The organism is Rhodopseudomonas palustris (assembly GCF_003031265.1).
GTDB classification, from domain to species: domain Bacteria; phylum Pseudomonadota; class Alphaproteobacteria; order Rhizobiales; family Xanthobacteraceae; genus Rhodopseudomonas; species Rhodopseudomonas palustris_H.
Map to the genome: position 1 here is coordinate 3,455,605 of NZ_CP019966.1, position 20,965 is coordinate 3,476,569.

Consider the following 20,965-nt stretch of genomic DNA (forward strand, 5'->3'; position numbering starts at 1 on the left):
CAGGAGCGTTACGCACGCACAGATGGACTGCTTCGTCGCGATACTCCTCGCAATAACGGATCGCGAGGGCCTTGTTACTTACACGGCTTGTCGGACTTGACCTCGAGCTTGCCCATCGCGCCAGCGAGGACGAAGTCGTTGTAGTCGAGCACCAGCGAACGCGATACGCCGTTCTCGTAGAGTTCGAACGACATCGCATAGACCGGCGTCTGTTCGCCGGTGGCGGACTTGGCGTCGCGATCGTAGTAGCTCACCGTCACCGGCCAGCGCGTCAGCGCCTTCATCGCATCGTCATTGGTGGACGGATCGGGCGACGCCACCGCGCCGCTGCCCTTGATCGGCTGGCCGATCACCGTCAGCGTATTGTAGACCTTCTCGCCGTTGTCCGAGCCGTCATATACTGACAGGTTCAGCAGCGACTTGCCGGCGCGCGCGGCTTCGATGATGCGTTCGATCTGCTCGGTCGGGAACACGGTCGAGCCGTCGAGTTCGAACGTCTTCTGCACCGGCTGCTTCAGCTTCACCGTGATATGATCGCCGGTGCGCTCGGCCATGCCGTCGACGTCGCTCTCCTTGGAGTCGTCCATCCGGGTGCCGATCTTGAACCGGTAGCTCTTGCCGGCGGCGTCCTCCCAGCTCGACGAACGCAGATCGCTGAGCGTGTTCTTGCCCTCGCCGCTCTGGATCTCCGAGACCTGGCGGAAATCGGAGGTATAGCCTTCGCAGGCGTTGCCGGAGAAATTGTACAGGATGCGGCCGCGCACCGTGCTGATCGAGGCGTTGTTGCGGGTCTTCACCAGGCTGAGGTCGTACAGCGCCTGGTGCGGCAGGAAGTTGATCGCGGGGCCGGCAATGGCTGCCGATCCGCTCGACATGGCGAAGGCCGCCACGATTGCCAGCAGTCCCCGGCTCGGTCGCGTCGTCTGTCGTGACACGGGCATGTCGTCTCCCTGATAACGGTCGGATTAAAATAAGCAGCGGCCGGAGTCGCCGCAACGGCCCGGATTCGTGGACCACCGGATTGCGGTGAAATCACGGAGCAATTTGGTTCAAACGCAATTTGATCGGAACCTGCCGGCCGACACGGCTGCACGCGGAGCGGGCTTTGCGAGTTGCAGCGGCTTGCTTGCCACAGCCTGCGCAATCGGCCAAACAAGACCGCCCGGCCGAACGGAGCGCCGGGAGACGCGACGAGCAATGGGGATCGGCATGACCGGGGTGATCGAGCAGAAACTGACCGCGCAGGGCATCGTGTTGCACGAGCCGGCGAGCCCGGTCGCCAACTATGTGGGCTTCGTCCGCACCGGCAATCTGCTGGTGGTATCCGGGCAGGTTTGCTTCGACGGCGCAGGCAAGCTGGTCGCCCAGGGCAAGCTCGGCGCCGACGTCTCGATCGAACAGGGCAACGCCGCAGCGCGCGCTTGCGCGATCAACCTGCTGGCGCAGCTCAAGGCGGCGCTGGGCGATCTCGACAAGGTGGTGCGTGTGGTGCGGCTGGGCGGTTTCATCAACTCGACGCCGGACTTCGTCGACGGGCCGAAGGTGATGAACGGCGCTTCCGACCTGATGGTCGCCGTGTTCGGTGACAAGGGCCGCCACGCCCGCACCACTGTCGGCGTCGCCTCGCTGCCGGCCAATGCCGCGGTCGAGGTCGAAGGCCTGTTCGAAGTCGCGTAACCCCGCGGGAGACAGAGCGATGCGCGCGCCCGACTGGCTGACCGCCCGACCGGTCGCGCATCGCGGCCTGCACGACCGCGCCCGCGGCATCGTCGAGAACATGCCCGGCGCGATCAACGCAGCGATCGCCGGCAATTTCAGTATCGAAGTGGACATCCAGCTCACCGCCGACGGTGAAGCGATGGTCCACCATGACGACGATCTCGGCCGACTGACCGACGGTGACGGGGCCCTGCTCGGCATGACAGCAGCACAGCTCCGCCAGGTGCCGTTCAAGGATACGCCCGAGCGGATGATGTCGGTCGGCGAGCTGTGCGACCTCGTCGCCGGCCGCGCGGCGCTGGTGATCGAACTGAAGAGCCATTTCGACGGCGACCGCAAGCTCGCGCGCCGGCTGCTCCAGGTGCTGGACAGCTACAAGGGCCCGGTCGCGGCAATGTCGTTCGATCCCGACCAGGTGCTGGCGCTCCGCCAGCTTGCGCCGAAGCTGCCGCGTGGCATCACCGCGGAGCGTAGCTATGACGACGCCTATTGGGCCAAGCTCAACGAGGCGCAGCGCGACCCGATGGTGGCGCTGAAGCACGGTCTCAGAACCCAGCCGCACTTCGTCGCCTACCGGGTCGATGACCTCCCTGCCCCGGCGCCGTGGATCGCGCGCAATTTGTTCGGCTGCGCACTGCTGAGCTGGACGGTGCGCACCCCCGAGCAGCGCGCCCGCGCCGCCCGCTACGCCGACCAAATGATCTTCGAGGGCTTTGTTCCGTAATCGTGACCGCAACCGGTCTTGAACGAAGCGCGGCAAATGCCCAATCTCTGCGGAATGACAGTCAGCAGCGCTTTTTCCACCGGTTCGGCGGTTTGACGACAACATCCGACATCACGCTGGAAGCGGTGTCATCGGTGGATGCGATCTCCGCCGCCGATTGGGATGCCTGCGCGCGCTCCGGGACGATCGTCCCTCATCCGGATCGGACCGGCGGAGCCGGCAGCGCCCGCACGGCCGCGACAGCCGCCTACAATCCGTTTCTCAGCCACGCGTTCTTCGCCGCGCTCGAACAGTCGCGGTCGGCAAGTGCCCGCACCGGCTGGGGGCCGCGGCACCTGATCGCCCGCGAGGATGGACGTATCGTCGGGCTCGTGCCGTGCTATCTGAAATCGCATTCGCAGGGCGAATACGTGTTCGACCGCGGCTGGGCCGACGCCTATGAGCGCGCCGGCGGTAGCTACTATCCCAAGCTTCAAGTCTCGGTGCCGTTTACCCCTGCAACCGGGCCGCGCCTGCTGATCCGCGATGGCGTCGATCCGGCGCGTGTCGGCGGCGCGCTGGTGAACGGTCTGATGGCGCTGTGCGATCTCAGCAAGGCGTCGTCGGTGCACGTCACCTTCGCGCGAGAGAGCGAGTGGCGCTTCCTTGCCGAGCGCGGTTTCCTGCAACGCACCGATCAGCAGTTTCACTGGCACAATGCCGGCTATTCAAGCTTCGACGATTTCCTCGCGACGCTGAACTCGCGCCATCGCAAGGGCATCAAGCGCGAGCGGCGCGATGCGGTGGCGAATGGCATCACCATCCATCACCTCACCGGCGCGGATATCACTGAGGACGCTTGGGACGCGTTCTTCGAGTTCTACATCGAGACCGGCTCGCGCAAATGGGGACGGCCCTACCTGAACAGGGAATTCTACTCCCTGATCGGCCAGAGCATGAGCGAGGACGTGCTGCTGGTGATGGCGAAGCGTAACGGCCGGTGGATCGCCGGCGCGATCAACTTCATCGGCGGCGACACGCTGTTCGGCCGTCATTGGGGCGCGATCGAGCATCATCCATTTCTGCATTTCGAGGTGTGCTACTATCAGGCGATCGACTTTGCGATCACGCGCGGCCTCAAGGTGGTCGAAGCCGGCGCACAGGGCGAGCACAAGATCGCACGTGGCTATCTGCCGCAGACCACCTACTCGGCGCACTTCATCGCAGACCCGGCGCTGCGCCGCGCGATCGCCGATTATCTCAAGCGCGAACGAATGTATGTTGACGAGATGGGCCGCGAGCTGACCGAAGCCGGTCCTTTTAAAAAAGGTAACATCGCCGATCCGGCTTGACCCGCCTATGCACGGTGACGACAATCGCGCCGCCAAGCCCGGAGCAACCATGACCGCTTACGATCCCGAGAACATTTTCGCCAAGATCCTGCGCGGCGAAATCCCGTGTCACAAAATCTATGAAGACGATCACGTCTTCGCCTTCCTCGACATCATGCCGCGTTCGACCGGCCACACGCTGGTGATCCCGAAAGCACCGGCGCGCAACATCCTCGACATCACGCCCGAGGATTTCGCCCATGTGGCGCGCGGCGCACACAAGATCGCACACGCGGCGATGAAGGCGTTCAAAGCCGACGGCATCGTGGTGCAGCAGTTCAGCGAACCGGCCGCCGGCCAGGTGGTCTATCATCTGCACATGCACGTGATGCTGCGCCACGAAGGCGTGCCGCTGCTGCCGCCGGCCTCGCGCAAGGAAGAGCCCGCGGTGCTCGAACAACACGCCGCACAACTGAAGGCGGCGCTGTCACAGAGCTGAGACGGCTACTTCACCATCGAGTGCACGCAGCGATCCGGCTTCAAGTCGATCAGCGGCGTGCCGTCGAGGCAATCGAGGCCGCGCACCAAGACGGTCGCGCCCTCGATCCCGACCACCGCCACCGACGAAATCCCGATTGGGTTCGGTCGCAGCGGCGAGCGCAGCGCGAAGGTGCCGCGCGGTCCGTCGATACCGTGGCCACGCTGGATCACCAGATCGCGCCGCGAGAGATGCAGCCAGTACACCACCTGGGCATGGGCGAACTTGTCGAGTCCTTGGAGCGCCTGAATCCACGGCTCGAAGATCTCGAGCCGGCACACCGGCCCGTCGTGACTGCCCTGCCGCGGCGTCTCGCCGCGCGACGTCCAGGGCGTGTGAATGCGGCCGATGAACACCAGACCGGCATCGGTCGGCGGCGGCGCCTCGACCACGACCTCGCCTTCGCGGATCTCACCTCTGTCCATCATTATGCGCCTTCTCACTGACAGCCCGGTGTAGCGCGAAACCGCACAGGTTTCACCGCCACCAAAGTTGGCCGATCAGCAGCACCGCCTCGCCCGCCACCACGCCGGCGAAGATCGAGCGGCGCGCGGCCAGAAACACCGCAAGGCCCGCCGCCACCGCACCATAGCGCAGCATCGGCGACACGCTCGCCAATGCGCCCGGCGGCAGGAACAGGATCTGGGCAATCACGCCCGCCAGGATCGCGGTCGCGACCGCGCGCACCCAGATCAAAAGCTCCGAGCCTTCGTCGATGCCACCGCCGAGCCACAACCCGAGCATCCGCCAGGCTTCGTTCGGCAGCACGCCGGCGAGCACCAGCACCATCAGCGCCTGCCAATTGCCGATGAAGTCGCTCACGCCCGCCTCCGTCGCCGCATCCAGTGCACGCCGTAGGCAATCGTCCCGGCCGAGACGCCGCTGATCAGCACGTCGACGCCGGTATGCAGCAGCGCGACCAGCGGAAACAGCGCCAGCCCGAGCAGCAGCGCGACGACGTCGGCGAGTTCGCGGCAGTTGCGCGCGGTCGATAGCAGAAACGCCAGCGGGGTCAGCAGCAGGATCGCAGCGCCGAACGACTGCGGCAGGTTCGCCGCGAGCAGAAAGCCGATCACATTGGCAACGAGACACACCGAGACCAGGCCGGTGCCGAGACCATTGGCGAAGGCAACTCGCCGCTCGCGCGGCACCTGCGGCAGCAGACGGAAGCACTCCACCCACATCGTCACCGCGACGAAGTGCGCCGGCAGCACGAGATGCCGCAACTTTGTAGTCGGGGTCCTCAGCATCGGCAGCACCGACACCACCATGGGAAACAGCCGGATCGCCGACACGGTGACGGCGATCGCCGCCTGCACCGGCGTCGCACCGGAGCCGAGCGACGAGATCAGGATGATCTGTGCCGGGCCGGCCCACACCAGCACGGTGCTCAGCAGCACCCAGCCGAGGCTGAAATGGCTGTCATGGGCGAGCGCACCGATGCCGATGAAGGTCGCGAACAGCACCAGCGTCAGCACACTGCCGCTAGCGGCAATCAGGCCGCGGAGAAAGGCACGGCCGGGGCTGTGCCAGTGCGGCGAAGTCGAGGAGGAAACGGGCATGCGGTCTCTGCGAGTTACGCCCCATACGCGCTGCCCAGGGCGCTGCGGTCAAGGCGCTGCGTTTACCTTAACCATCGGTTTCTCTTCAGTCGAATTCGAGAATCGCCACCACCTGTGATAGCAAAACACAACCATCGCGACAGGAGACGGGGATGTTCGATCGAAGGTGCACAGCTCGCCAGCGCGTTTACTATGGCGGCCGCCTGGTGTTTCAGGCTCGCGCATCCACGTTCGACTGCATCGTCCGCAACTTCTCGGGGAACGGCGCGCAGGTCGAGGTCGACAATCCTGCGGCCGTGCCGGACACCGTCGAGTTGATGATCCCCCGTCAGGGCATCTCCTATTTCGGCCGGATCGTCTGGCGCCTCGAGAACATGGCCGGCCTCGTCCTGGAGACGCCGCGGCGCCACGTGGATTCGCTGCCACTCGACATCGCGCTCCGGCTGCGCGCAACCGAGCGCGTCAATCAGCAGCTCCGCACGCAGCTCAGCGACCTGCGCTCCCAATTCTGATCCGCCTCGGGCCGTCAGCCTCGATTGCGCAGCACCAGGCACGCCTGCCCGGCCCGGCGGATCTGCTTGCACAGATCGTCCGCTTCGCCGCGCGTGTCGGCGCCAATCCGCACCTGATAGAACGGCCGGGTGCCGCGGCTGCGGAACAGGCCGCTCAGCAATGTCGGGTCGCGCTCGCCGATCACGCCGCTCAGCCGCGACATCGCTCGCGCGTAGCTCGCCAGCGCGCGGTTGCGATTGAAGCCGGCGGCGAGCTGCACACCCCAGGGCCGATCGGCGCCGAGCTTCACACGTTGTTCGAGCTCGGCGACGAACGGATTCGGCGCCCGCTTCAACAGCGCCATCAGCGTGCGGCAATCGGTGTCTGCCTTGGTCTCCGGCAGCTTTGCGGCACGTCCCGCCTTGGCCCAGTCGTCGACCGAACTACCGGTGATCGCGAACACGTAGTCCCGCGTCTGCAGCGGCATACCGCCAGTCCCGGCGAGCCATTCCTGCACCCGGCGCGGCCCGGCGTTATAGGCAGCCGCTGCAAGCCCGAGATTGCCGAACTGATCGCGCAGCTCCTTGAGGAATTCGGCCGACTTCGGCAGCGCCTGCACCGGATCGAACGGATCGAGCAGCCGGCGCTCGTTGGCCGTGCCGGGCATGAACTGGGCGATGCCTTGCGCGCGCTTACCACTGCGTGTCACCGGGCCCACGGCATCCGGCTGAAACCGGCTCTCCTGCCAGATCACGCGGGCGAAAAACTCCAGCGGCAAATCGTGAGCCTTGGCGGCCGATTCGATCATCAGGCAGATCGACTCCCGCGTACCCGCATCACCGCCCTTGTCGGTGGCATCGGCCGGCTTGTCGCCGGGTATGGCTTGATTGGGCTCTGCTGCAGGCTTGGCTTGGTCCGCGGCAGGTGCTGGCTTGCTCGGTTCGGCCGCAGCCGGCGGTGCGGCGGCGTCCGTCTTTGGCTGTGGCGTATCCTCAGCATACACCGGAGCGCAGGCGAGCAAGGTCAGCGCGGCCGCAACGGGCGCGAGCCAAGGCGGCCGGATCATGCGCGGTTTCCCTTCAACGGCCGCATTCCTTGACTCACCCAGGCAACGGACTAGCAATTCAACGACGCAGTTTCGGGAACGCATGATGGCCGAAACTGATCCGAATGCCAGCGCTGCGGCCGATGCCAAAAGCTGTGCGAGAGTCTGGGTCGAAACGGCGCAGCGATACCGCAAGCCTCGTTGTCGCCTCGTCTTTCCGGCAATTGCCTGGTCGACCCGTTGGACTAAAACGTCGATTCGAAACGCCACGCGCGAACCGCGGCATCGATACCGCAGGTTCGGACTCGCCAGGGGACGACGACCATCAAGCGCAAACAACCAAAACAGCGCCGGCCGAAGAAGAAGCATCACGGCGGTCAGCCGCGACCGGCCGCCGCTGCACGAGCGTTGCCGCCGGACGATGAGACCGCTGTCGCATCGAGCGCCGACGAGGCTCAGGTCTCCGCCGCGCCTGCGGCCGCCAAGCCGGCACCGGCCACCGCGGAGCCCCGGCCTGCGCCGCCACCGGTCAAACCGCAAACCGCGCCGAAGCCGCTTCCTGGCCCGAAGCCGAAGCAACCGCAGACCAAGCAGCCCAGGCCGGCACGTGGGACCGGACAGATTGCACCGGCGCCGGCCGCGACTCCTGCGGCGGCGGCGCCTCCCGCCGCCGCGCGCGCCAGCTTCCTGCCGCTGACGCTGCTGCTCGGCGCCTGCGACAGTCTTTTCGACATGCTGCGCAACCGTCCGCAGCGGCTGCTGCTGTGGGTGCTCGGCCTGTACGGCACGCTGTGGTTCATCAGCGCCATCAGCTTCCCCGGACTGCCCGCCGTCGGCTACGAAATGGCGCTGTTCGGCAGCGAGCTGCAGGGCGGCTATTGGAAGTATCCACCGCTGGCGCCGTGGCTGACCGAACTCGTTTCGCTCGCCACCGGACGCTGGAACGGCGCACAGCTTCTGCTCGCGCTGGGCTCCGCGCTGATGACGCTGGCGCTGCTGTGGCGCCTTGGCGCCTCGATCTTTGGCGCCAGCGGAGCGACGCTCGCTGTGGCGCTCACCATCCTGATCGGCTGCTTCGGCCCGCAGGTCACCGCCTACGATCCGGCGATCGCCAGCCTGCCCTTTGCGGTCGCTGTCGTGTTACTTTATCGCCGCGCCGTACTCGGCGGCATGCGGTCGAGCTGGATCGGGCTCGGCATTGCCGCTGCGATTCTGATCTCCACTAACCATGCCGGCGCTGCACTTGTCCTCGTGCTGATCGGACACTTGGTGCTGACCGCAGATGGTCGTCGCCGGCTGGCGACCAGTGGCGTGGCGGTCGCCGCGGGCGCCTGTTTCGTGGTGCTGCTGCCGCACCTGATGTGGCTGGCGCAGGCGCATGTCGCCTCGGCTGTCGCCGACGACGGAGCGACAGGGTTGTGGCCGCGGATCAGTGCGGCGTTCGCTTTCGTGTTCGGCCAAGTCGGACTCAACCTCGGACTGATCGTGATCGCCGGCCTCGCTTTCATCCCGCGGCTGCCGCTGCAGGGCGAGCCGGCGGACCTCGAACTCACTGCTCCGAGCGCGTTCGATCGCTCGCTGCTGGTCGCAGCGGCAGTGCTGCCGTCGATGCTAGTCGGGCTCGGCAGCGTGTTCGGCTGGTTCACGATCGGCGCCTACACCGGCAGCGCGCTGGTGGCGTTCTCCGGTCTGGCTCTGGTGGCGTTGCTGCCGGCCCGGCTGACGATCCGCGCGCCGCGCCTTGCGATCGCCGCCTGGATGCTGGTGCTGTTCGGCGTCCCGATCGGCTACGCGACCTCGACCTACTCCCGTGCCTACCGCAGCGGGCCGGTGCCGACCGAGCTGTATCCGGCCAAGGCGCTGTCCAAAGCGATGCAGTCGGTGTGGAAGAGCCGGACCACCCATCCGCTCGATATCGTCACCGGCAGCACGCGCGAGGCCGGCTTCGTCGCAGCATACGCTTCGCCGCGTCCGTCGGTGTTCATCGACGCCGATTTTGCCAAGAGCCCCTGGATCACGGCCGACCGGCTGAAGCGCTCCGGCACCCTGGTGGTGTGGAGCACGGACGAGTTCAAACGCACCGACGAGCTGCCGGCGCCGTATCGGACGGCACTCGGCAATGCGCCCCCGGTATTCGGCACCATGGTGCTGCCGCTCGGCGGCGGCAAACTGAAGGCCTACGGTTGGGCCATGATCCCGCCGGAGGGCGTGGTGCTGCCGCCTCCGGCCTCCGCGGCGCCGCCGGCGCCAACCGTGGCACCAGCGCCGACACCGCCCTCACCTGCCCCTGCGCCAGCCCCAGCTAGCCCGCCTGTTGCCGCTCCAGAGGCACCTCAGCCTGCTCCGCCCGAGGCAGCCGAGCCTGCTGCACCGACCGCAACGGCACCTACGGAGCCATCTGCTCCGCCCCCTGTGGCCGAACCGGAAAAGCCGGAAGCGCCTAACGCGGCGCCGACCGACGAGCAGCCGTCGCCGGCCGGACCGTCACCGACACGGCCACCGGAATAGCACTCGGTAGCTCCACAAACGACGAGGCCGGCGATCGCTCGCCGGCCTCGCTGATTGAGATCGTCGGTTTCAGATCAGGCCTTCTCGACCTGATCCTTCACCTTGGCCTTGCGGGCCGAGCCGCCACGCTTCTTGCCGGGCAGATTTTCCGGCTTCGGCGTCACGGGGCCGTCGAGGAATTCGAAGCCGATCTTCTCCAGCTCGACGCCGGCGACGGCGTCGTCCTTGACCAGCACGACCTTGACGTGGCCGCCACCCTTCAGCCGGCCAAACAACACTTCGTCGGCCAGCGGCTTCTTGATGTGCTCCTGGATCACCCGAGCCATCGGCCGGGCACCCATCTGCTCGTCGTAGCCGTGCTGCACCAGCCACGCCTTGGCGGGCTCGGACAGCTCGATGGTGACGTCGCGGTCCGCGAGCTGAGCTTCGAGCTGCAGCACGAACTTCTCCACCACCATGCCGATGACGTCGGCATTGAGATGCGCGAACGACACGATCGCATCGAGACGGTTTCGGAATTCCGGCGCGAACTGCCGGTTGATCGCCTCGTGGTCGTCGCCTTCCCGCTTGTTGCGCGTGAAGCCGAACGCCTGCCGAGCCAGATCCGCCGCACCCGCGTTCGTGGTCATGATCAGGATCACGTTGCGGAAGTTGACCTGCTTGCCGTTGTGGTCGGTGAGCCGGCCGTGATCCATGATCTGCAGCAGCACATTGTACAGATCCGGATGTGCCTTCTCGATTTCGTCGAGCAGCACCACGCAGTGCGGATGCTGATCGACGCCGTCGGTCAGCAGGCCGCCCTGGTCGAAACCGACATAGCCAGGAGGCGCGCCGATCAGACGCGACACGGTATGACGCTCCATGTACTCCGACATGTCGAAGCGCAGCAGTTCGACGCCGAGCGTCGACGCGAGCTGCTTGGCGACTTCGGTCTTGCCGACGCCGGTCGGGCCCGAGAACAGGTAGCAGCCGATCGGCTTCTCCGGTTCACGCAGGCCGGCACGCGCCAGCTTGATCGACGCCGACAGCGCCTCGATCGCCTTGTCCTGACCGAACACCACGCGCTTCAGGGTCTGCTCGAGATGTTTGAGCACCTCGGCGTCATCCTTCGACACGCTCTTCGGCGGGATCCGCGCCATGGTCGCGACGGTGGCTTCGATTTCCTTGATGCCGATCGTCTTCTTGCGCTTGTTCTCGGACAGCAGCATTTGCGCCGCGCCCGACTCGTCGATCACGTCGATCGCCTTGTCCGGCAGCTTCCGGTCATGGATGTAGCGCGACGACAGCTGTACCGCGGATTCGATCGCCTCGTTGGTGTACTTCAGCTTGTGATAGTCCTCGAAGTAAGGCTTCAGCCCCTTCAGGATCGCGATCGCATCTTCAACCGTCGGCTCGTTGACGTCGATCTTCTGGAAGCGCCGCACCAGCGCGCGGTCCTTCTCGAAGTGCTGACGGTATTCCTTATAGGTGGTCGAGCCCATGCACCGAATGGTGCCCGAAGCCAAGGCAGGCTTGAGCAAATTCGAGGCATCCATCGCGCCACCGGAAGTGGCACCGGCACCGATCACGGTGTGGATCTCGTCGATGAACAGGATCGCGTTCGGATGCGCTTCGAGCTCCTTCAAGACCTGCTTGAGGCGTTCCTCGAAGTCACCGCGATAGCGCGTACCTGCCAACAGCGTGCCCATGTCCAGCGAGAACACGGTGGCGGCAGACAGCACCTCCGGCACCTCGCCATCGACGATGCGCTTGGCGAGACCTTCAGCAATGGCCGTCTTGCCGACGCCGGCTTCGCCGACGAACAGCGGGTTGTTCTTCTGCCGGCGGCACAGCACCTGGATCGCGCGGCTGATCTCGGCATTGCGCCCGATCACCGGATCGATCTTACCGTCGCGGGCCTTCTTGTTGAGGTTGACGCAATAGGTCTCGAGCGCGTCGCCCTTCTTCTTGGAGTCGTCGCCGCCCTTGGTCTCGGTCTCTTCGTCGACACCGCGCACCGGGCGAGCTTCGGACACGCCGGGACGCTTGGCGATGCCGTGGCTGATGTAGTTGACCGCGTCGTAGCGCGTCATGTCCTGCTCCTGCAGGAAATACGCGGCATGGCTTTCACGCTCGGCGAAGATCGCAACCAGCACGTTGGCGCCGGTCACTTCCTCACGACCCGAGGATTGCACATGGATCACGGCGCGCTGAATCACGCGCTGGAAGCCGGCGGTCGGCTTGGCGTCCTCAGATCCGTCGGTCACCAAATTCTCGAATTCGGTTTCGAGATAGTTGACCAGGCTGGTGCGCAGCTTGTCGAGATCGACGCTGCAGGCGCGCATGACTGCGGCCGCGTCGGAATCGTCGACCAGAGACAACAGCAGATGTTCGAGGGTTGCGTACTGGTGGTGACGCTCGTTGGCGATGGCGAGCGCACGATGGAGGGATTGCTCAAGGCTTTGGGAAAATGTCGGCATCTCGTCCTCTGTGTCCCCCGCTGATCATGATCGCCGCTGCATCGTGACGCAACAACAACCTTTCCAGATATAGTGTCCAAACCTGATCGCGAAAGACTGGTTCCGTATCAGTCCGTCCACCCAGCAAGTCCGGGAAAACCCGCCAGCTTGGACCAATGCAAAACCTGTTCCGAGTTTGGCGACACGCCCGCTACTATTTTTTCTCCATGACGCACTGAAGAGGATGTTGATGCTTGCGGGCGAAATCCATCACCTGCGTCACTTTGGTCTCGGCGATCTCGTAGGTGAAAACGCCGCACTCCCCGATGCCGTGATGATGGACGTGCAGCATCACCTTGGTGGCGGCCTCGACGTCCATCTGGAAGAACTTCTCCAGCACGTGAACCACGAACTCCATCGGCGTGTAGTCGTCGTTCAGGATCAGCACACGATAGAGATTGGGGCGCTTGGTGCGCGGCTTGGTCTTGGTGATGACCGAGGTCGACGGCGTGCTCGGGCCGGAACGGCCTCCGTCGCCTGCCATCGCGCGCGGCCGGCTCATTCGGTCGCCGGCGGGGCCGGCAGCGGGGTGGCTTAGAGAAGGTTGCAGCATGGCTTTCGGTATTTAAATCCCCAGGGAACCCAGCGCCGGAACCGCGACCTGCGGTCAGCGCGCAAATGCCGACCACGCCCACAGCGCAGCGGCTCCCGGCACGACGCAGCGGCGGAATACGGTAAATATGGGTCGAGTGCGGTTTTGCTGCAAGCGCGGAAATCCCGGAGGCACACCCTAGCCTGGCGGCAGGCTGAGCACCGCCGCTGGAGGCCGCAGGGTTAATCCCGCGTTAGAAGAAACCCGCAAATCCCGCCAATCTTGGTGACGGACCAGCAAGCAAAACGCCCGGCTTCGCGGCATTTATGGCGCAGTTTAGCGAGTTTCTGAGACTCATTTTACGCGGCGTTTATCCATACCGCCCGATCTTGCTCCGCGAAGAGCCAGGATCGGTACCGTTATGTCCATTATCTCCCTTGCGGCCCAACTGACGCGCGCGACGCGCCGCTTCCCGCAGGCGACCGGGGGCAACATCGCTGTGATCTTCGCCCTGGCGCTGGTGCCGCTGCTCGGCTTCATCGGCATGGCTGTGGACTATTCGCGCGCCAACAACGCCCGCACCTCGCTGCAAAACGCGCTCGATTCGGCCGCCCTGATGCTGTCCCGCGATCTCGGCGTCGGCGCCATCACCCCCGACCAGGTGTCGAGCAAGGCGCAGACTTACTTCAACAGCCTCTACACCAACAAAGAGTCCGGCGCCGTGACCGTGACCGCGACCTATACGGCGAAGGACAGCTCCGGCTCCTCCACCATTGCGATGAGCGGCCAGGGCTCGGTCCCAACTCAATTCATGAAGATCCTCGGCTTCAAAACGATGGCGATCGGATCGTCGACCACGACGACCTGGGGCGGCACCCGCCTCCGCGTCGCGATGGCGCTCGACGTCACCGGATCGATGGCCGATGACGGCAAACTCGACGCCATGAAGACGGCCGCGAAGAGTCTCATTGATACGCTCCGCGCCAGCGCTCAGTCGGCGGACGACGTGTACGTCTCGATCGTGCCGTTCGCGCACATGGTCAACGTCGGCCTCAGCAACAAGAACGCGACTTGGCTGAAATGGGACGACTGGCCGGAATATGAAGGCAGCTGCAGCACAGTCTGGTGGTCGAACATCACGTACTACAGCAAAACGGATTGCCGGAATAACGGCCGGACATGGACACCCTATAACAGCACCAACATCTGGAAGGGGTGCGTGGCCGACCGCGATCAACCCGCAGACACCACCAAGGACGCACCGACAAGCGATGCGACGCGCTTTCCGGCTCGATACCAGTTGCTCAATTCATCGGTTTGCCCTCCCGAGATCACGCCGATGACGTCGGTCTACTCATCGGGGAATGCGACGACGCTGAAGAACAAGATCGATGCGTTCACTGCAGGCGGCGGCACCAATCAGCCGATCGGCATGCACTGGGCTTGGCTCTCGCTGCAGTCGGGAGTTCCGCTGAACACCCCGGCGAAGGACGCCAACTATAAGTACACCGATGCGATCATTCTGCTGTCGGACGGCCTGAACACGATGGACCGCTGGCCCAGCTACGGGAACGGGCAAGTGCAATACTACGGCCAGATCGACGCACGTCAGCGGATTCTGTGCGACAACATTCGGGCGTCGGCCACCAACACCAACCCGGTGCTGATCTACACCATCCAGGTGAACACCGATGGCGACCCGGAATCAGCGGTATTGAAATACTGCGCCGACAGTGGGAGCTTCTTTTCGACCACGACGTCCAGCGGCATCGGGACCGCTTTCGCCCAGATCGGCTCCTCGCTCTCCAAGCTCCGCGTCGCCAAGTAAGCCGCGGCCGATCCGGCCCGCCGCTCATCCAGAGTCCGGCATCATCCATCCACCACCCCGAGCCGAGCCCGGGGTGGCGGAATATGCTGCATTGCGATACCAATCCGGCGAATCCTCGGCATCAACGCAACAGATGCTTAACCTTTTCGAAACCGCCCGCTCCTAACCTGAATCCCTAAACATTTGCGCTCGCCACGAAAAGCCGCGTCAATTCAGCCGCTTACCCGATCGATCGGGAGCTGCCGCTGGTGCCGGGCAAGCGAGTGATTCCAACGCTGGATTCCAACGTCACCGGACCGCACGGGCTTAATTTTGCCTCACGGCCCGGTGAATGATGAAAGATCGGACGGGGACGTTCATGCACCGCAATATTTCCTTCAGCTCGCGCGCGCTGCGAGTTTGCGTGCTCGGCTTGGCGACGATCTCAGCCGCGGTGATCTTTACAACCGACACAGCCGACGCCCGGAAGCGGCATCGTCATCATCACGCCCGCCATCACGTCGAGCGCAACAGCTACAACCCCGCCTTCGCCTCGATCATCGTCGACGGCAACACCGGTGCGGTACTCACCGCCACCAACCCCGACAGCCTTCGTCACCCGGCGTCGCTCACCAAGATCATGACGCTGTACCTGCTGTTCGAGAAGCTCGAACAGGGCAAACTCAGCCTCGACAGCGAGATGGAAGTCTCCGAGCACGCCTCCGAGCAGGCGCCGACCAAGCTCGGCTTGCGCCCCGGCTCGACGCTGCGGGTCGAGGACGCCATCAAGGGCCTGGTGACGCGTTCGGCCAACGACGCCGCCGTGGTGAACGCCGAGACCGTCGGCGGCAGCGAGTCCGACTTCGCCAAGCTGATGACCCGCAAGGCGCGGGCGCTCGGCATGTCACGCACCGTGTACCGTAACGCCTCCGGCCTGCCGAACGACGAGCAGGTCACCACCGCCCGGGACCAGTCGATCCTCGGCCGCGCGATCCAGGACCGCTTCCCGCGCTACTACCGCTACTTCGCGACCTCCGTCTTCAACTATCGCGGCCACGCCATCCGCAATCACAATCGGCTGCTCGGCAATGTCGAAGGCGTCGACGGCATCAAGACCGGCTACACCCGCGCCTCCGGCTTCAACCTCGTCACCTCAATGCACCGCGGCAACCGCTTCCTGGTCGGCGTCGTGCTCGGCGGCCGCAGCGGCGGCTCGCGTGACGCCATCATGCGCAACCTGCTGGCCGAGAATCTGGAAAAGGGCGCGACTCGCCGCACCGTTGCCGCCATCAGCGAGCGCTCGCCCGGCTCGGACGAGACCGAGGTCGCCGAGGATACCCGTCCGGCGCCGGCGGTTCAGGTGCAGGGCGCCGTTCAGGTCGCCTCCGCCGCGCCGGAAGCCGCCGTTGTCCCAGTCCCCCGCCCCGCCGCGCCGATGACCCGCTCGGTCGCTGCGCCTGAGCCGAAAGCGGAAGCCAAGCCGGAGCCCGGCCCGTTCAACAGCGGCAGCCTGGAATCCAAGCCGCTGCAGATCATTCCCGGCTCGGCCGAGCCGATGAAGCCGGTCCGGGTCAAGACCGTCCAGGTCAAATCCGCCCCGATCAAGCTCGCCTCCGCCGTCGCCGCCCCGCCCGTCACCAACGCCATCCCGTCGCCCCGCCAGGATCCGGCCGAAACTTCCAACGCCGCGGTCGCCCGTGTCGAAGCCCGCCCCGAAGCGATCCAGCAGCCAGCCGGCCACGGCACCGGCCAGGGCATCCTCGGCGTGCTGCCCGGCAACATGGCGCCGAAGCACTCGCAGGCGATGGCCTATGCCGACCCCACCCCGGCGGCTCCGACCCCAGCTGCTCCGGCGGTTCAGCAGAACGGCGCGATCAAGACTGTCGCCCACAGCGGCTGGATCATCCAGGTCGGCGCGCTGGAAAGCGAGCCGGAAGCCCGCAAGCGCCTCGAGGCGGCCCGCGAGCACGCCAGTGGCCTGCTCGGCAAGGCCGATCCGTTCACCGAGACCGTGACGACCCGAGGCGACCGCAAGCTGTATCGCGCCCGCTTCGCTGGCCTGGAACGTGATGAAGCCGAAGCGGTGTGCCGCAAGCTGAAGCGCTCCGACATCTCCTGCTTCACCATCAAAAACTGATCTTTCCGATATCTCGAAGAACACGAACGCGGCCGGGCCCTCCCGGCCGCGTTTTTCGTTTGGCCTCACAGCGCCGCTGAAGACGTGGCGGAAGATGCGGAGCCCATGCTCTCCAACGCCGCGCCGGCATCGAACCGAACGATCGCGCACGACGGGAACACGGCGAAACCACTCGTCAAGGATTGATCGATAAAAGTTGAATCAACAGCCACGCCGAAGCGGCGGGCAACCCGAGGCGTCAATTCGGGATCAGGGCACTCGCAGTCTGTAGCGTAAAGTTGCGTTGCTGGAGTTAGCTGCGATGCGTTCGAAGCAAGGTATCCTTGGCCGCGTTTACCCGGGCGGCAAGGTACGTCGACCCCCCTTGGTCGGGATGCAATTTCTTCATGAGGGTGCGGTGGGCGCGTCCGATCTCGTCCGGCCCCGCTCCCGGCTGCAGGCCAAGGATCTCATAGGCTTCCTCGGTCGTCATTTTGCTGCCCGACGCCTGGCTACGCTGCCCCCCTGCCGCATCTCCATGCGCGTTCTGACGCCAAGCGGGAAACCGGCGGTCCAGATAGCTTTCAAGTAGCGCACAGCTCTCGGCATCGAAGCCGGCCAGCATCGCTGCCAGCTGGCCGAGGTCGAATTCGTCGAGCGAGCGGCCGGCATTGGGGCCGGCCAGGATCCGCCCGGTCATCGAACCGCTGTCGTGGTCCAGCACCATTTCCAGATACTGCGACCGCACCGTCGAGGCCTGTCCCCGCGAGCGCCCGCCGAGCCCTCCGAACAACCCGCCGAGATTGCCGAAGCCGGCATTCTGCAGCGGCGTCCAGCCAAGCAGCCCGGCGCCGAACAGGCCGAGCGGGATTGCGACCGCGAGCTCGCCTTTGACGCCGGTAAACAGGGCAGCCGCCAGGGTGACGATCCCGCCGGCGATTTTTAGCGCCCGCGCCAGCACCGCCGGATTGGCCGACCGGAACATCTGCAGCAGCGTGTAGAGCACGAAAACGGCGATAGCGCCGGCAATCAACGTAGGCATGGCCGGAATATAAGTTGGTCGTCGAGAAAAAGCACCGCCGCCGGATTGCGCGCGGCTATCGCATCTGCCCGAGCAGCAGCGCGGCGCCGCCGCCGCTCGCGGCCAGCCGCTGCAGCGCCTCCCGCCCGCCGGCCGCATACGCAGCAGCGGCGCGCAGCAGCTCGCGGAGCTGCGCCGCAGCGCCCGGGTCGAAGCGACACCACGCCCCACCGCTCAGCCGCGCGATCTCGCGAAACGTCTGCTCGGCGACCGGGTCGACGCCTTCCTGGAACACGAACACCGGGACCTTGAGCATGCCGAGCTCGCCCGCCTTGGCGCAGAGATCGTCGGCCTGCTCTTCCATGGCGTCGCCGACGAACACGATGGCGCGGACTCCGGCGGCGATCGCCTCCTTGCGGGCGTCGGCTAGCACGCGGCCGATCTGGGTATGCCCGCCGCGGCAATCGATCTTGCCCATCAGCCGCGCCAGTTCGGCGCTCGACGAGATCCAGGTCGAGGCCCGGCATTCGTTGAAGCCGCGATAATACACCAGGCGAATATCGAGACTGCCGATCGCCTCTGCCTCACGGAACATGTCGGCCTGCAGCGCGCAGGCCATGTCCCAGGTCGGCTGCCGGCTCATCGTGGCATCGAGCGCGAACACCAGGCGACCGCGGGCTCCGGCGGCATTCGGCGCCATCTGGCGCGCCTTCGCGACGAAGGCGGCAATCTCCGCGGACGACGACGGCGCAGGCGTCGCCGTGCCGTTGTCGCGGACGGTCGTCTGGGATGGAGTTGAGGTCGGCTCGCGGGACATCACGGCTCGCTCTGGAACAGCGAGACCTATGTGGAGACGGCGGGATCGAGCGTCAACGCCCGCCAGCGGTGGCTTCCCTATTTGGCCGAGGCCACCGCGCTCGGGCCGCGCGGCACCGGCTTCGGCTTAATCGATGCGGTGCCATCGTCGAGGAAGCGATCGAGCGACTCCGCGATCGCATTTTTGACGCTCGTCGGCCCGCGATCGCTCATCTCGGTGTGCTGAAACTGGGTGTTGACCACCGTGATGCCGGCCTTGTCGCAGACCTCCTGAGCCGGCACCACGCCGGGGTCGGTCTTGAACACCGGATCTTCGGACCGGAACGTCAGCGTCTTGAACTTGCCGTCGATCATGAACGGCACCCGCAGATTATCCAGCGTCACCACCCGCCGGATCAGCTCGGGATGCAGATGGGCGTAGTACATCGAAATGTCGCCGCCGTTGGAATGCCCGACCATGGTGAGGTGGTGATAGTCGGCGTTCGGCAGAATGGTCTTCAGCTGCGTAACGGCGAAGTCGATATTGGCGACGCCCTTCTCATACACCGGCAGCCGGCCGACATAAGGCTCTCCGACCTTGGTTACCAGCGGACCGTCAGTCGGCAGATCGTGCTGAATGCTGATCGCCAGATAGCCACGCGCGGCGAACAGATTGGCAAGGAACGAGTACTCGGTAAACTTGACGGTGTTGCCGTGATTGAGCACCGCAACCGGGAGCTCCGCGAGGCCGCCTTCGGCCTGCATCTCCTTGTCACGGCGAACTGCGATGTCGATCTCGACCGGCCGCTGACGCGAAGCATCGTATAACGTCAGCGTCTGATGCCGGATCGCCCATTTCGAGGCGGTGAAGTAAGCGACGGCCGAGACGAGGCACAGCGCCAGCAGAACTGTTATTCCGCGGGTCATCATCCATCCTGAGTCGATCAGTAGCCCCATGCCCAGGATGATCGACCATACGACTATAAATCACAGTCATATGACAGGAAGATCAAAGATTAGCGGATCTGCGCCCCCTCCTTGTGCAACTGCACAAAGCCGCGGCCGATCGGAATAGTTTTCGCCGTTCAATGGGTTGTACGAATTCGAAATTTCTCCGGAGGGTGCGGCAGCGACATCGGATCACTGCGCGTGCCGCTTTGATGTCCGACCAAAGAATGAAGAGGATTGGGTAAAATTTGAACTACACGCCGACGATGTCATGCAGTTCGAGCGGCGTCCCCGCCTGAGCGAACCACTCGGCGCGGTTGGCGGCACGACGGCGGCCGCGCTCGTCGAGCGGCAGCTTCAGCCGGCGCAGCAGATCCGTCACCTCCTCGCGCGCGGTGACGTGCCCCATGCTCGGACGCGTCCCGAGCGTCGCGGCATCGAGGTTGTCGAGCGCCGTCAGGCCGCGCGGAAAGAACTCGCGATACACCACCCGTTCGGCAAATCCGTCGAGCGGCCGAAAGCCGATCCGCATCGCCAGCTCTTTCAGGCCGGCGGCGACCATCCGGTTATTTCGCGACCCGATCGTCGACAGACGATTGCGCACCACGATCCAGTCGGTGTCCGAGCCGTCGAGCTGGCGACGCCGGCGCCGCGCATCGATCACCATCTCCGCGTAGTGACTTGCGCCGGTGACTTCGAAGGTCGTGGGATCGACACCGCCGAGGACATCGAAATCGAGGAAGCTGTCGTTGATCGGCGTGACCAGCGTATCGGCCATCGAATGCGCCAGCCGCATCAGATAACTATCCGAGCCCGGCGTATCGATCACGATGAAGTCGTGATCGTGTTCGACGGCTGCGACGGCGTCGGCGAATTGCTGAAACTCGTCGGCTTCATTGTCGGCGACCTGCATGGTCTCGCCGAGGGTCAGGCAGCAATGGTCCGGCAGTTCGAGATCGAGCCGCGCGTGCTGCGACCACGCCTGGCGATTGGCGATGTAGCGGGTGAAGCTGCGCTGCCGGCAATCGAGATCGATGGTTGCGACCCGCTGCCCCGCCTTCAGCAGCGCCACCGCGATGTGCAGCGCCAGCGTCGATTTTCCGGAGCCGCCCTTCTCGTTGCCGAGCACAATCACGCGCGCCGAGCCGGACTGACTTTCGGGGGCCTCAATCAGCATCGATCTCCCTTTCGTCGCCGATCTTCAAATCGGCCATGTCGAGGGTCAAGCAAATTGCGTAAGATGGGCCGTGACGGAAGCGGCTTCGCGCTTCATCATGAATCCGCGGCGCGCCTGATGGTCGCGATCAAGCTTAACGTGCTGCCTCCGCAGCAGGCCGCCCCGGTGGCGGT

The 20,965-nt window shown here is 65.1% G+C and carries 19 protein-coding genes; 8 read left to right on the top strand and 11 right to left on the bottom strand.

Translation table 11 applies throughout. The features are described 5' to 3' along the window. Positions 1-74: 74 nt before the first annotated feature. A complete protein-coding gene (locus tag RPPS3_RS16125) occupies positions 75-941 on the bottom strand; it encodes a cell envelope integrity EipB family protein (protein WP_107344991.1) in 867 nt (288 codons plus the stop codon). 268 nt (positions 942-1,209) lie between these two features. On the opposite strand from RPPS3_RS16125, the gene RPPS3_RS16130 reads away from it, so the two are divergent. From RPPS3_RS16130 to RPPS3_RS16145, 4 genes are all read left to right on the top strand, one after another. Next, positions 1,210-1,677: a RidA family protein gene (locus RPPS3_RS16130; RefSeq protein WP_042441160.1), complete on the top strand. Its 468-nt coding sequence runs from the start codon at positions 1,210-1,212 to the stop codon at positions 1,675-1,677. A 19-nt stretch (positions 1,678-1,696) separates the two neighbouring features. Then, positions 1,697-2,443, top strand: coding sequence for a glycerophosphodiester phosphodiesterase (locus RPPS3_RS16135; RefSeq protein ID WP_107344992.1), 747 nt, complete (start codon positions 1,697-1,699; stop codon positions 2,441-2,443). A gap of 92 nt (positions 2,444-2,535) precedes the next feature. Beyond that, a complete protein-coding gene (locus tag RPPS3_RS16140; protein ID WP_107344993.1) occupies positions 2,536-3,774 on the top strand; it encodes a GNAT family N-acetyltransferase in 1,239 nt (412 codons plus the stop codon). Between the two features lie 49 nt (positions 3,775-3,823). Continuing rightward, on the top strand, positions 3,824-4,252 hold the full coding sequence (locus tag RPPS3_RS16145) for an HIT family protein (protein ID WP_107346639.1): 429 nt from the start codon (positions 3,824-3,826) through the stop codon (positions 4,250-4,252). A gap of 5 nt (positions 4,253-4,257) precedes the next feature. On the opposite strand, the gene tsaA is transcribed toward RPPS3_RS16145, so the two are convergent. Genes tsaA through RPPS3_RS16160 form a run of 3 tightly spaced genes read right to left on the bottom strand, consistent with a single transcriptional unit; the run spans position 4,258 to position 5,853 of the window. Next, on the bottom strand, positions 4,258-4,719 hold the full coding sequence (gene tsaA / locus RPPS3_RS16150; RefSeq protein ID WP_107344994.1) for a tRNA (N6-threonylcarbamoyladenosine(37)-N6)-methyltransferase TrmO: 462 nt from the start codon (positions 4,717-4,719) through the stop codon (positions 4,258-4,260). 49 nt (positions 4,720-4,768) lie between these two features. Further along, positions 4,769-5,113 (bottom strand): AzlD domain-containing protein, encoded by a 345-nt coding sequence (locus tag RPPS3_RS16155; protein ID WP_107344995.1) that lies wholly within the window; start codon positions 5,111-5,113, stop codon positions 4,769-4,771. After that, a complete protein-coding gene (locus tag RPPS3_RS16160; protein ID WP_107344996.1) occupies positions 5,110-5,853 on the bottom strand; it encodes an AzlC family ABC transporter permease in 744 nt (247 codons plus the stop codon). Before RPPS3_RS16160 ends, RPPS3_RS16155 begins: the two co-directional genes overlap by 4 nt. A 152-nt stretch (positions 5,854-6,005) precedes the next feature. Between RPPS3_RS16160 and RPPS3_RS16165 the strand changes: the two genes are divergently transcribed. Next, positions 6,006-6,365, top strand: a complete 360-nt coding sequence (locus RPPS3_RS16165) for a PilZ domain-containing protein (RefSeq protein WP_107344997.1) — start codon at positions 6,006-6,008, stop codon at positions 6,363-6,365. A gap of 14 nt (positions 6,366-6,379) precedes the next feature. Here the strand turns inward: RPPS3_RS16165 and RPPS3_RS16170 are convergent, their stop codons facing one another. Further along, a complete protein-coding gene (locus tag RPPS3_RS16170) occupies positions 6,380-7,411 on the bottom strand; it encodes a lytic transglycosylase domain-containing protein (RefSeq protein ID WP_107344998.1) in 1,032 nt (343 codons plus the stop codon). A gap of 387 nt (positions 7,412-7,798) precedes the next feature. Between RPPS3_RS16170 and RPPS3_RS16175 the strand changes: the two genes are divergently transcribed. Then, on the top strand, positions 7,799-9,898 hold the full coding sequence (locus RPPS3_RS16175) for an ArnT family glycosyltransferase (protein ID WP_234819966.1): 2,100 nt from the start codon (positions 7,799-7,801) through the stop codon (positions 9,896-9,898). A 74-nt stretch (positions 9,899-9,972) separates the two neighbouring features. Here RPPS3_RS16175 and clpA read toward each other — a convergent pair whose 3' ends face one another. Together clpA and clpS are read right to left on the bottom strand one after the other, a co-directional pair. Beyond that, positions 9,973-12,357 carry an ATP-dependent Clp protease ATP-binding subunit ClpA gene (gene clpA, locus RPPS3_RS16180; RefSeq protein WP_107344999.1) on the bottom strand — a complete coding sequence of 795 codons (2,385 nt, stop codon included), beginning with the start codon at positions 12,355-12,357 and terminating at the stop codon, positions 9,973-9,975. A 193-nt stretch (positions 12,358-12,550) separates the two neighbouring features. Further along, complete coding sequence (gene clpS, locus RPPS3_RS16185) at positions 12,551-12,880, bottom strand: ATP-dependent Clp protease adapter ClpS (RefSeq protein WP_041810535.1); 330 nt, start codon at positions 12,878-12,880, stop codon at positions 12,551-12,553. A 469-nt stretch (positions 12,881-13,349) separates the two neighbouring features. Between clpS and RPPS3_RS16190 the strand changes: the two genes are divergently transcribed. Together RPPS3_RS16190 and RPPS3_RS16195 are read left to right on the top strand one after the other, a co-directional pair. Further along, a complete protein-coding gene (locus RPPS3_RS16190; RefSeq protein ID WP_107345001.1) occupies positions 13,350-14,756 on the top strand; it encodes a pilus assembly protein in 1,407 nt (468 codons plus the stop codon). Positions 14,757-15,114: 358 nt separating this feature from the next. Then, positions 15,115-16,872, top strand: coding sequence for a serine hydrolase (locus RPPS3_RS16195; protein ID WP_107345002.1), 1,758 nt, complete (start codon positions 15,115-15,117; stop codon positions 16,870-16,872). 292 nt (positions 16,873-17,164) lie between these two features. On the opposite strand, the gene RPPS3_RS16200 is transcribed toward RPPS3_RS16195, so the two are convergent. The 4 genes from RPPS3_RS16200 to RPPS3_RS16215 all read right to left on the bottom strand — a co-directional run bounded on the left by RPPS3_RS16200 (position 17,165) and on the right by RPPS3_RS16215 (position 20,792). Next, positions 17,165-17,893 (bottom strand): DnaJ domain-containing protein, encoded by a 729-nt coding sequence (locus RPPS3_RS16200; protein WP_107345003.1) that lies wholly within the window; start codon positions 17,891-17,893, stop codon positions 17,165-17,167. 55 nt (positions 17,894-17,948) lie between these two features. Continuing rightward, entirely contained in the window at positions 17,949-18,689 is a 741-nt protein-coding gene (locus RPPS3_RS16205) for a hypothetical protein (RefSeq protein WP_107345004.1), read from the bottom strand. Positions 18,690-18,766: 77 nt separating this feature from the next. Continuing rightward, positions 18,767-19,594, bottom strand: coding sequence for an alpha/beta fold hydrolase (locus tag RPPS3_RS16210; protein ID WP_107346641.1), 828 nt, complete (start codon positions 19,592-19,594; stop codon positions 18,767-18,769). Positions 19,595-19,868: 274 nt separating this feature from the next. After that, the gene (locus tag RPPS3_RS16215) at positions 19,869-20,792 is read right to left on the bottom strand and encodes a division plane positioning ATPase MipZ (protein WP_107345005.1); all 924 of its coding nucleotides are present in this window, start codon (positions 20,790-20,792) and stop codon (positions 19,869-19,871) included. Between the last annotated feature and the right edge of the window lie 173 nt (positions 20,793-20,965).